This window comes from Microcoleus sp. EPA2 (assembly GCA_020882975.1).
Taxonomy (GTDB): domain Bacteria; phylum Cyanobacteriota; class Cyanobacteriia; order Cyanobacteriales; family Microcoleaceae; genus Microcoleus.
This window is the reverse complement of the sequence record JAHRFD010000002.1, coordinates 387,005-399,052: the sequence shown is the minus strand read 5'-3', so window position 1 is coordinate 399,052 and position 12,048 is coordinate 387,005. Positions and strand designations below refer to the sequence as shown.

At 46.3% G+C, this 12,048-nt stretch carries 10 protein-coding genes; 3 read left to right on the top strand and 7 right to left on the bottom strand.

Features of this window, described 5'->3' with window-relative positions; translation table 11 throughout:
- Positions 1–134 precede the first annotated feature (134 nt).
- From glcD to nfi, 6 genes are all read right to left on the bottom strand, one after another.
- Positions 135–1,619: a glycolate oxidase subunit GlcD gene (glcD, locus tag AAFP14_RS04165; protein ID WP_341731035.1), complete on the bottom strand. Its 1,485-nt coding sequence runs from the start codon at positions 1,617–1,619 to the stop codon at positions 135–137.
- A 194-nt stretch (positions 1,620–1,813) separates the two neighbouring features.
- On the bottom strand, positions 1,814–2,242 hold the full coding sequence (locus tag AAFP14_RS04160) for a hypothetical protein (protein WP_341731034.1): 429 nt from the start codon (positions 2,240–2,242) through the stop codon (positions 1,814–1,816).
- 20 nt (positions 2,243–2,262) lie between these two features.
- On the bottom strand, positions 2,263–4,266 hold the full coding sequence (locus AAFP14_RS04155) for an FHA domain-containing protein (protein WP_341731033.1): 2,004 nt from the start codon (positions 4,264–4,266) through the stop codon (positions 2,263–2,265).
- Positions 4,267–4,353: 87 nt separating this feature from the next.
- Positions 4,354–4,884, bottom strand: coding sequence for an FHA domain-containing protein (locus AAFP14_RS04150; protein ID WP_340518382.1), 531 nt, complete (start codon positions 4,882–4,884; stop codon positions 4,354–4,356).
- A 229-nt stretch (positions 4,885–5,113) separates the two neighbouring features.
- Positions 5,114–5,344 carry a KGG domain-containing protein gene (locus tag AAFP14_RS04145; protein WP_340518378.1) on the bottom strand — a complete coding sequence of 77 codons (231 nt, stop codon included), beginning with the start codon at positions 5,342–5,344 and terminating at the stop codon, positions 5,114–5,116.
- A gap of 573 nt (positions 5,345–5,917) precedes the next feature.
- Positions 5,918–6,571, bottom strand: a complete 654-nt coding sequence (gene nfi, locus AAFP14_RS04140; RefSeq protein WP_341731032.1) for a deoxyribonuclease V — start codon at positions 6,569–6,571, stop codon at positions 5,918–5,920.
- Positions 6,572–6,894: 323 nt separating this feature from the next.
- On the opposite strand from nfi, the gene AAFP14_RS04135 reads away from it, so the two are divergent.
- The 3 genes from AAFP14_RS04135 (at position 6,895) to AAFP14_RS04125 (ending at position 10,845) form a co-directional block, all read left to right on the top strand.
- Positions 6,895–7,356: a prohibitin family protein gene (locus AAFP14_RS04135; protein WP_341731031.1), complete on the top strand. Its 462-nt coding sequence runs from the start codon at positions 6,895–6,897 to the stop codon at positions 7,354–7,356.
- A 167-nt stretch (positions 7,357–7,523) separates the two neighbouring features.
- Positions 7,524–7,685 (top strand): efflux RND transporter permease subunit, encoded by a 162-nt coding sequence (locus tag AAFP14_RS04130; protein WP_341731030.1) that lies wholly within the window; start codon positions 7,524–7,526, stop codon positions 7,683–7,685.
- A gap of 151 nt (positions 7,686–7,836) precedes the next feature.
- Complete coding sequence (locus AAFP14_RS04125) at positions 7,837–10,845, top strand: EAL domain-containing protein (RefSeq protein WP_341731029.1); 3,009 nt, start codon at positions 7,837–7,839, stop codon at positions 10,843–10,845.
- 502 nt (positions 10,846–11,347) lie between these two features.
- Here AAFP14_RS04125 and AAFP14_RS04120 read toward each other — a convergent pair.
- Positions 11,348–11,986: a lysophospholipid acyltransferase family protein gene (locus tag AAFP14_RS04120; protein ID WP_341731028.1), complete on the bottom strand. Its 639-nt coding sequence runs from the start codon at positions 11,984–11,986 to the stop codon at positions 11,348–11,350.
- Positions 11,987–12,048: the final 62 nt, after the last annotated feature.

Sequence of the window (12,048 nt, the reverse complement as noted above, 5' to 3'; positions counted from 1 at the left end):
TCCTCACTACAAATAGCAGGAATCACAACTTATATTAATTCCGGTTGTATCGGAATTATTAAACCACAGAGGACACAGAGGACACAGAGAAAGAGAAGAGAGAAATAATAATTCCGATGTCAACGGATTTGATATTAAAACACCTCAACACCATCGAAATTCTTCACAGTTTCCACCTTGGCCCTCGCCGCCTCTCCGCAACTTTTAGGAGTGGGAAACATCTTTCCGGGATTCGCCAAACCCTTCGGATTAAACACCTCGCGTACCCACTGCATTGTCTCCAAATCTACCTCCGAAAACATATCTGGCATAAAACATTTTTTATCAGCACCAATACCGTGTTCTCCCGAAAGACTACCTCCGACTTTCACACAAAGTTTCAGAATTTCTCCACCCAATTCCTCTACCTTTTCCAGCGCTCCTTCCACGGAATTATCGTACAGAATCAGCGGGTGTAAATTCCCATCTCCCGCATGAAAAACATTCGCAATCCGATAGCCGTATTTTTCACTTAAACCCTCAATTTCCTTGAGGACAAATGCCATTTGTGTACGAGGAATTACACCATCTTGTACATAATAATCAGGACTCAAATGACCTGCGGCGGCAAAGGCGGCTTTCCGTCCTTTCCAAATTTTCATCCGGGTTTCTGGGTCATGAGCTGTGGTGATTTCCCGCGCTCCATTCTGCTTGCAAATTTCAGTAATTCGTTGTTTATTGGCGGCAACTTCTACCTCTAAACCATCGATTTCTACTAACAAAATTGCCGCCGCATCACGGGGGTAGCAGCCTGTAGCTACAACATCTTCTACAGCATTGATGCTGATGTTATCCATGATTTCCATGCCACCCGGAATAATGCCAGCGCTGATAATATCTGAAACCGATTCTCCCGCGGCTTCAATACTGGAAAAATCAGCCAGAAGAACGCAAATAGATTCGGGGGATTTTAGAATTCTTAAAGTAACTTCTGTTGCTATACCCAAAGTGCCTTCGGAACCGACAAATACACCTGTTAAATCATAACCGGGCATCTCAGGAATTTCGCCACCCACATCCACAATGGAACCATCGGGTAGTACCAATTTTAATCCTAAAACGTGATTAGTTGTGACTCCGTATTTGAGGCAATGAACGCCACCGGAATTTTCGGCAACGTTGCCGCCAACGGAGCAAACAATTTGACTAGAAGGGTCTGGTGCATAGTAGAAACCGGCACCGCTAACTGCTTGAGTTACCCAGTTATTAATTACTCCTGGTTGTACGACTACTTGCTGATTTTCTAAGTCTACTTTCAGGATTTTGCGCATCATGGCGGTAACAATTAATACGCAGTTTTCGACTGGTAAAGCGCCACCAGAAAGCCCCGTACCAGCACCTCTGGCTACCCAGGGAATTGAGTGGCGATCGCATATTTTGACCACCTGTGCCACTTCTTCCGTAGTTCGGGGCAATACCACCAAGGCCGGTCGCTGGCGGTAGCTAGCGAGTCCGTCGCACTCATAAACCAGCAATTCTTCCCGGCGCTTGACAACGCCGTTTTTGCCCAGTATAGCTTCAAATTCTTGAATAACGGGTTTCCAGTTGCGTTCTGTTCGTTCTGTTTCTATGGCGAGCATTAGTGATTATAAAATTGGGTAGTTCTTAATCATATTGTGGCAAATTTTAGGAGTTTTGTGCAAATATAACAGTTGCCGATGTTGCTATAGCAATCCTAAATTATTTGTGAACTTCTTACTCCCAGACCTTAATAAGGTCCGGGTTGGGGTGGGGTAAAAAACTTGACGACTCCTGGAAGGATTGCTCTATATCATCAAAGCCACTGGCCGCCACGAAAACGCCAGTAGGGAAACAAAATCCGCATTAATGTTTGGGAAGCCAAATAAATCGCTAGCCAGACAAAACTGTAGTGCAAACCAAAAGCCCTCAATTCCAAATCCTGCGGAGGTATGCCGGGTAAACCGACAATTTTGATTAAAAATAACACAAAAATTGCTTCCCAAATTCCCGCCAGGAATTGAAAAGCACCAGGCCAATCTCGGTCCCAACGGAAATGCTGAATGTAGATATATAAAATATCCCAACCCATGCCAAAAATGCCTACATAGGCTAAAATTCTGAAAAATATGGCTCCTGATTGGGAGCCAATTAAACCCATGAAAAAAGGCAGTGTGGCTAAAACGCCTACAGTTGCAAATAACAAGATTCGAGTTTGCCAGCGACCAAATAAGGTAGGAGTCATCGGATTTTTGATGAGGAATTTTAGCCTGGTGATTGATTGAAAATCCACTTTAACCATTGTACTAACGATCGCACAACGCTCAATTTCCGAACACCAGGAGCCTTGGCTTTGGCGAGACTTTCCACCGATCGCAAACCAGCATACTGCAAGCCCAAAAAACTGTCCACCGGCGCATAATGACCCCCCAAAGTAATCGCACCCGCTGCGTACATCCGCCCATCCCCCTTACTCCCAGAAGCATTCCGCATGGAGAATACCTCAAAATCCTTTTGCACGCTCAAACGTCCCAATCCATTCAGTGGGAGATTGTATTGCACCACCAAATCCTCCAGCAAAGGACTGGTTTTCACCTTCGCATCCAAACCCGTAGCATCAATAATAAAATCAGCCTCTAACTGAATTTGTCCCTTGAGTTCTTTTTCCCGAATATAAGTCACCGTGCGGTTTCGACTGTCGCGCTCAACTCGCTCCACTTCCCCAAAGGTAATCTGATACCATCCTTGACTCAAACCCTCTTGTACCATACGTCGCCAGTCGCTGCGGCTAGCAGTAGTAGTCCCACCCCAATCTGTCAGCAACTGGGGCATCAATTCCGCTGGGGCCTTTTCCAACACCACCCGTAATTCTCCGCCCCAGCAAGCTTTCGGCCAATTGAAAGGTTGAAATTCATAGTGATTTTCAACGCTTCTTTGTGCGAGATTAAAGGTATTGCCAACAGGTTTGGGCGATCGCATCAAATGCAATACTTGAATATTCTGGTTGCGTTGTCTGGCTTCGTAGAGTCGCTGCACCACCCGCGAAGCCACAATTCCCCGCCCGCGCAACAACACAGTTCCACCACGGGATTCCAACTGTTTATAAACATCGTCGTGGTTTTCGTAAGCATTCACCACGGACTTAAAATCCTGGGTGATTTCGCGATAAGCTTGCAAGTCGGGCAAAAATTGAATGGCTGGATAGCCCGTGGCTAAATGCACGTATTTGGCGATCAAAAAAGCGTGTTCCCGTTGCTGGGCATTGGATTTAGAATAAGCGATCGCGTACCTACCGTCATCTGTTTTGCGAATTCCCCGCACCCTAGCATAGCGAAACATCTGATTCCAGCCAATGCGATCGACCTCCCTGTCAATAGAATCAAACACATTCCCCGCGCGAGGCGTATAAGTTTCAGCAAAAGTCGGTTCCGCAAACACCTGCCACATCAACTTCAGGGACACCCCCAAGTGACCCTTGAGCAATTCCTGCCCAGCTTCCCGCAGCGCATAGGGAGGCCAACCCCAAATATTGTCTGGACAAGAGTCAGAATTCGATCTAAGCCGTTCGTGGAGCGGAATTTGAGAATTCAGACATAACCGACGGTAGCGGGCGTAAGGCTGATTTTCCATGCCCAAAACCGCAATTCGATCGCTCTTCACCCCACAAATTCTCAGCAAATCCACCCAAATAAAGCTGCCCAAACCCCCTCCAACGGCTGCCCAATCAATCTCTGCGACGGGTACTCCCATGGATTGGATCGATCGGATTGTCACCTCAGAGGCGTGCAAAAATGCGATGGGCGGAAACTCCCCTCTACTGACGTTGGCCGAAGGTGCCGACACCCCAGGTTGTTCGATGGCGGAGTCGGGGCCATTTGTCTGGGGGTTAAAGAAAATATGAGAATTGACAGAGGGTGTTTCTATGGAATTAACCGCAAAAGAAATGCCGATCGCGTAGGGTCCTATTTGTAGCATATCGCCATTGGCCAGCACGCACCGAGTTTGGCGCACCCCATTGACAAAAGTACCGTTGCGACTGCCAGTGTCAGTTACGACGATACTATTGGCTTCGGAGGCAATCACGGCGTGGAAGCGAGAAACTTGACTGCTTTTGAGCTCAATTCGAGAAACTCGATCGCCATTAATGGTAGCAGGCATAGCTTCAAAAACTCGTCCTAAAGCGATGGGTAAGTCAAATATGGGGGAGCGCCGATCCCCGGTAACAGTATCTACCCAAGTCAGTCGCAGGCGCCAAGGTTGAGAATTCATTACTATTTTTTAAACATCCGCGATCGTAGCATCTGCAATTCTTTAAACTTAAGTCTAGGCCCTAATCTCCCCTGACTTCAACTGCGATTAAGGCGAAAGAAACACACTAGCAGCAGCCGCCAAAGAAGTACCACACCAGGGACACCCAGCACTCAATTGAGCATAGGGCGAAGTGCGAGCACACTTAGGACAGAGCAAACCATAGGTTGAAGGCACCGTGGGCTGGGCAGAAACTTGAGTCTGTTTCTCCCATAGCAACACCGTCGGCACAATCCCAACCTCCGTTGCCGATACCGAAACCACCTCCAGTTCTACTTCACCTAAACGGATGCGACTACCAGACCTCAATTTTGCCTCCCCTTGGGGGAGAATTTTCCCATCTACCAGTGACGGATTGCTTGGGCGCAAATTTCGCAATTCAAACTCCTGGGATGCGGGATTAAAAAATATTTCGATGTGAAGTCCCGATACCGTTGGATGGGACAATATTATATCGCATTTACCGGGGTCGCGGCCGATCCTCACCGTTCCCAGATTTTTGCTCGGCTGTCCGTTTTCAATGGTCTGACGTTTACGCACCCCAGCCTCAGTCCATTCTAAAGTAAGCTGGTTTGTCATGATTTTGTTGCTTCCTCAGATATAGAAAAATTTTACCCATAATTATCCAAACAAAAAAGCCCCACCAGGGGGGCTTTTTTCTATTGGATTGACTTTGGTCGAGAGAGAAATTGGTGTTTGCAAGCTGTTAGCGCCTGCATTTTTTTCTACTCTCAACAGTGTTGCCTAATTGCTTGACTCATCGTACTGTCAAACCACATTTCCTTAAGTGTGTGGATTGCTAGCAGACTTAAGCTTCGGTTTTGCGGCTTTTCCGGCCACCTTCGCGACCAATTTGAGCCATGTGCTCCCGATTTCTGCTGACAGCTTCGCCGCCTTTTTGACCTGCTTGTCTCGCTTCTTCCGAAGTAAATTCGTGGGCAGTACCTTTAGCGTGGGCAGCTTTTCCGCCTTTGCTAGCAATTGCGCGCTGTTTTTCTGCGTCCATAGAAGCGAATCCGCGTTTGCTTTTTTCAGCCATGACTGTCTCCTTGTTTTTTGTCTAATTGTTTGGATCGATCGCACCTTAGTCTGCCACTGTAGTTGGTAATCCAAGTCAGCGATCGGGTTTGTGGCCGTAAATCATGAAACGTCATCATACCAGTTTAAACCATAGGTTTCACCAGAAGGACGATCGGTTCATGAGTTTATAGGACTTATGCAGAAGCCTGGTTTTTTTTACGAAAAAACATCGTTACAGCCAGCGACAAGATTTAAAAAACCCGGTTCCTTGTGTTTTTTCTGGCATAAGTCCTAATTTACCAATGTGAAGCAAAAATGTTTCACATTTGGCGCTGTAAGTTTCCTGAGTCAATCTTTAACCGAGTTACTGTCTTTGAATCACTCTAACAATCTCCCGACTTTGATACCTCTTTCTCAGGTATAGTCATTTTTTATTTCGCTGGAAGGATGGAACCAAAAACCCAATGTTTCTCGACTCAAAGGATTTTTTCACAGCAGGCGACACCTCAATCACTAAAAGTCAAAAGTCCAAAGAGGGATACTTTTTTGTCTTTTTACTTTTGATTTTGTCGATGTCTTCCGGCCTAGCCAATTATCCAGATGTTAACTGGTCTGCCGATCGCGTTGTTTCTGGCAAGCGATATTTCAGGGCGCAGCGCAGCACGTAATCGATCGCACTTACTAAGTCTACCTTATGACCGATCGAAACATAAATCGGTTTTACTCCTGTTTGAGTTCTCAGTGCTGCACCTACAGTTTGTCCGCAATCTTGCAAAGGCTGCCAACTCCCCCGCTCTAAACCTACTTCTGAATGTTCCCCAATAAATCGAGTTTTAGCAACTCCGATGGTCGCAATTGAGGTCAAAACTCCCAAATGGCAGGCCAGACCGAACCTGCGCGGATGAGCCAACCCTTGACCATCGCACAATATTAAGTCTGGCATCAGATCTAGCTTTTCTAAAGCCTGGAGAACGGCTGGCACTTCTCGAAAAGACAGGAAGCCGGGAACGTAAGGGAAAGCAGTCACACTACAAGCCGTCGCCTGCTGTTGTAACTGTAAATCGGGAAAGCTCAGAACCGTTACAGCAGCCTGCGAAACCGCATCTGAACTGTGATAGCCCACATCTACCCCTGCAACGTACCGCACTGTTGACAGTTGGTTTTCGGCAATTACCAATGACCGGAGTTGTTCTTGAATAGCGATCGCCTCTTCAATTGTCTCTGGCCAAGGGTGTTGCTGCTGCATTTAGACCTCAATTTGACATCAATTCAACCGCTCTCATCTAACCTTAACCTATTCTGTCGCATTTTTGAACTTGATTTCTTTATATTTGATGGCGATAAATTTTCTTGGCCCCTTGAAGGCGATCGGATAGCCCTTATTTTTTTTAGTCAGAGTCTTATTACTGACACTGTGAAGGTAATTTTAGATACTCACAACCCTATGACTTTTATGAATTAAATAAATGAATTTATGAAAGGCAATATCCTAAATCGCAAGTTACGATCTTAATTAAAGGGCTAAATAGCCTAATACAAATTAACAAATTTATACAAATAGTGTTTCCCATGAAAATACGTCGTTACAACCTGAGTCTCTATAAAGCAGCAACCTCTAAAAAAACAGCAGAAGAAATTATTACTAAGCGGACGGAACTCAAAACAGAAATCGACAACAGCCTCAAAAAGCGATTGGAACCTTACGGCGTCATAGTCAGAGATGTTTCCTTGATAAATTTTGGCTTTTCTCCAGAATTTAGTAAAGCCATCGAAGCTAAACAAATAGCAGAACAAGAAGCTAAACAAGCAGAATTTACAGTCAAAAAAGCCACCCAAGATGCTCAAGCCGAAATTAACCGCGCCAAAGGTCAAGCAGAAGCCCAGCGCTTGCAGCGACTAACATTAACTCCAGAAATTTTGCAGCAGCAAGCAATTGAAAAATGGGACGGTAAGTTTCCCACAGTCATGGGAGGAAACAACAGCTTGCCGCTAATTAATATTACGCCGCCTCGCGGTCAACCAGGGAAATAGTTTGGGTGCATCTGTGTTAGGCAAATATATTCCTATAGGCTGTAGCATGACTGGAGTAAATATCTGGCGACAGCTAATAAATTGTCTGGGGTCATGCTATCGCCTATGCAAACCAGTAATGACTACCTTAGTCATGGTAGGTATAGTTATATTTGGTTTGATGAGCTATGGTTTACTGCCCAATGGGAACTTTGCCGATCGCCCTGGGACTGGGTGATGGTTCGGCAGCCCGCCGCCCGTTGGGAATTGCAGTTGTCGGTGGTTTGCTGTTTTCCCAAATTGTGACGCTGTATTTAACGCCGGTGGTTTATACCAGCCGCTCCCTTTAGGGATGGGGGCTTTACCCATCGCGTACTAGAGCTACTGCGCGAAATATGGAGTATTTTAGTAGGGAAATAAGATTGGGCTTGCGTAAGTCCTGAAAAACGTTAAAGTAAGAAAAACTCCGAAATTGTAGAGGTTTGGTTCAAAGTTCGGCTGATGGGAAATCGGGAGAACCAGTCAATTTTTAATTTAGGTGGAGTCGGGGAGGTTGGCGATCGCAATAATGGGTCACAATCACTGTGGCTTCGGGATCGAGCTTTGGCTGCTACCACCAATGGTATTGTCATTGCTGATGCTCTAGCCCCCGACTATCCCATAATTTATTGCAATCCAGGCTTTGAAAGGATTACAGGTTACTCTAGCCACGAAATATTGGGGCGCAACTGTCGCTTTTTGCAAGGTCCTGATACCGATCCGGCTACCGTCGCTAACCTCCATGAGGCGATCGCCAAAGGTCTAGAATGTCAGGTGGTGATCAAAAACTACCGCAAAGACGGTACTCCTTTTTGGAATAAGTTGTTCCTATCTCCGGTGCGAGACGAGAGGGGGTATTTGACTCACTTCGTCGGAATTTTATCAGACTTATCCGAAAGCATAGAAGTCCAGCAGGAGTTGCAGCAAACTAATGACCAACTGCAAACTATTTTGGAAGCAGTTCCCGGAACAGTATCTTGGGTGAGCTCGGATTTGCGCTATTTGGGGGTTAATCAACATTTAGCCAAACTTCACGGTTTACCGCCTTCGGCTTTCGTAGGCCAAGATATCGGCTTTCTGGGCGTGAGTTCGGATTTTTACTCTTTTTTGGGGGGTTTTTTTGCCAGCAATGCTACAGAAGTAGTCAAAGAACTTTCCACCAAGGTCAAAACCACCGATGGCCAGTCGGCGGGACATTATTTGATTGTGGCTCAAAAGTACGATGGGGGCAAAGCAGCCTGTTTGGTGGGGATTGACATCACCGAACGCAAGCAGGCAGAAGAGGCTCTGGTGTTGACTCGCAAGGCGGTGGAAAGTTCCAGTGATGCGATCGGCATGGCCGATGTCTCCGGTACTCACATCTATCAAAATCAATCTTTTTCTCAACTATTTGAATACGAAACCGTAGCAGAATTCAGGAATGCTGGGGGGATACACACCATTTTTGCTGATGCGGCCGTTGCCCAGGAGGTGCTCGAAGCGATCGCCCACGGTTATTCTTGGTGTGGTGAAGTTACCAAAATCACCAAAAGTGGCAAGATTTTGCAAGTGTTGTTGCGGGCCGATGCGATTAAAGACTCCACGGGGACAATAGTCGGTCAGATTTACATGAATACCGATATTACCGATCGCAAACGCACGGAGCAAGAACTGCGACAAAGTGAGAAGCGCTTTCGATCGCTGATTGAAAATGCTAGAGATATTATTGTAATTCTCGACGAGAAAGGTTTCTGTCGCTATGTCTCTCCTTCCCTAGAGCGGATTTTGGGCTATCCGACGGCGGAAGTTCTTGGTAGGTCTGTATTTGAGCTGATTCACCCCGACGAATTGCCCATGGTGGGTCAAGTGTTTAAAGGTATCATCCAAATGCCAAGAGTAGGCCTGGGACTGGCAGAATATCGAGTGTGGCATAAGGATGGTTTCTGGTGCGTTTTGGAAGCGGTGGCGACGAATTTACTCGCGGAACCTTCAGTGCGGGGAATTGTGGTCAACTGCCACGATGTCACCGAGCGCAAAATGGCAGAAGATAAGTTATTGCACGATGCTTTGCATGATGCTTTGACCGATTTACCCAACCGGGCTTTGTTGACAGACCGGTTGGGCCAAGCTTTTGCTCGTGTCAAACGGCATCCTAACTATCAGTTTGCGGTACTGTTTCTCGATTTGGACAGGTTTAAGGTGATTAATGACAGCCAGGGACACCGCACGGGCGATCGGCTGCTACTGGGCATTGCTCGCCGTCTCTTGACTTGTTTGCGTCCTGGTGATACCGCAGCTCGTTTGGGCGGAGATGAGTTTGTGATTTTATTGGAGGAAATTCAAGGTGTGGAAGATGCCATCACCCAAGCCAAGCAAATTCAAAAGGCGATCGAACGACCCCTACATTTAGAGGGAAATAAAGTTTCTATTACTGCTAGCATTGGCATTGCTTTGAGTAGTGAGGAATATCAGTGGCCCGGAGATATCTTGCGAGATGCTGATATTGCCATGTACCGGGCAAAATCTCTCGGCAAAGCTCGCTATGAAGTGTTTACCAGTGCCATGCACACTCGTGCTGTGGCTTTGATGCACTTGGAAAATGATTTGCGGCAGTCCATAGAAGAACTGAATTTGAAATATTCAATGTTAGATTTGCGATGGGGCAGTCATGGAGAAAATTCGTCTCTGTACGAAACTAATCGTTCCTTAGAACATCAAAAATCTCATATTTTTAGTCAAAAATTAGAATGTCCTTTTACTGTTTACTACCAACCAATTGTTAGTTTAAAAACTGGCTTAGTCGCAGGATTTGAGTCCCTCGTCCGCTGGCTGCATCCCGAACGGGGTTTGGTTTCTCCGATGGAATTCATTGCCATGGCGGAGGAAACTGGCCTAATTATGCCCTTGGGTTTGTGGGTTTTGAATGAAAGTTGCCGTCAAATTATCCAGTGGCAAAATTTGCAATTACCAGCCAAGGATTCACCGCTAACAATAGCTGTAAATCTCTCCGGGAGACAGTTTGAACAGCCGGATTCCATCGAACAAATTAAACAAGTTTTGCAGGAAACAGGGGTGGATGCTCGTTGGTTGAAGTTGGAGATTACGGAGAGTGTAGTGATGCAAGATGGGGAAGCGGCAGCGGCGATGCTTTCTCATTTGAGAGATTTGGGAATTGAGCTTTGTATTGATGATTTCGGAACTGGTTATTCTTCTTTAAGTTATTTGCATAAATTCCCGATCAATACTTTGAAAATCGATCGCTCTTTTGTCAGCCGCATCGGAGAAACAGGTGAAAATTTGGAAATCGTCAGGGCGATCGTCATGTTAGCTCGCAGTTTGGGGATGGAGGTAGTGGCCGAAGGTGTCGAAACCGCCGTTCAATTGGCTCAATTACGGCTCCTAGGCTGCGAGTACGGTCAGGGATACTTCTTCTCTAAACCTCTCGATAGCGAGGCAGCTACAGCTTTGTTGAATCAGGGTTTGCAATGGTAAGTAGAAGGAAGAAGGAAGAAGGAAGAAGGAAGAAGGAAGAAGGTAGAAGGTAGAAGCTAGAAGGTAGAAGCTAGAAGGTAGAAGCTAGAAGCTAGAAGCTAGAAGGTAGAAGCTAGAAGCTAGAAGCTAGAAGCTAGAAGCTAGAAGCTAGAAGCTAGAAGTCACCCCCCAAGGGGGGAATTTCAGGAAGAAGATCGATGTGAAGAATAGCAAGCCAGTAAGCTTTTGAGCGATTTGGATCTTGGATTTAATTAGGTGGACTTACTTAATTTAGTTGACAGTTGATATCAATTCCGGTTGTATCGGAATGATTTAACCGCGAAGGCGCTAAGGACGCGAAGTTCGAGAAGAGAGAGTTTAATACAGGACGATGAAGAGAGGATTTGGTATTACTGTGAGTTACCGATGCCCCATTCCCCCATTCCCCCATCCCCATCCCCCCTTGGGGGGGGCAGGAGGGGGGTGGGGCTGGGTGGGTAGTCCCAAGTCCCTAAATGGAAATTCAACGTCCTAAATCGTGCATGGCATTAATTTCTTGAGCGCATCTTTGAGTCAATGCTTCCAACTCCGATCGCTCCGAGGAAGTCGGCGCTGCAATTAAATTGCCAATTCGCACCGTCAGCGGCACGGCTCGTGGCAGTGCTGAATCCTTAGATGCTATAGCATGAGTTCCCCACAAACTAACAGGTAGCAGCGGTGCTTTCGCCTTAGCCGCTATCAGTGCAGCACCTAATTTGGGATCGGTAATTCTACCATCTACTGTTCTAGTTCCTTGCAAAAATACACCTGTTGCCCATCCATTTTCTAAATATTGGAGAGCCGAGCGAATCGCACTGCGATCGGCACTTTCCCGTTTGACTGGATAGGCACCATAAAGGGCGATCGCCTGTTTCAAAATAGGCACTTTAAATAACTCTTCCTTAGCCATAAATGCCACCGGTCGTCTCATGCAATTAGATAAAATAGGCGGGTCAAAATCGCTAGCGTGATTGCTGACTACTACCAGGGGTCCAGAAGTGGGAACATTTTCGGCACCGTAGATGCGACCCCGAAAATAAAGGTGTAACATCGGGCTGACAATGGACCACTTGAATAAATAGTAAAGAATTAAACTCTCGACTGGTTCGCGATTTTTGCTCACAGAAAAACCTTCGATTTTAAATCACATCGAATATTAGCCTATCAGACCCGGCCTACGGTTGG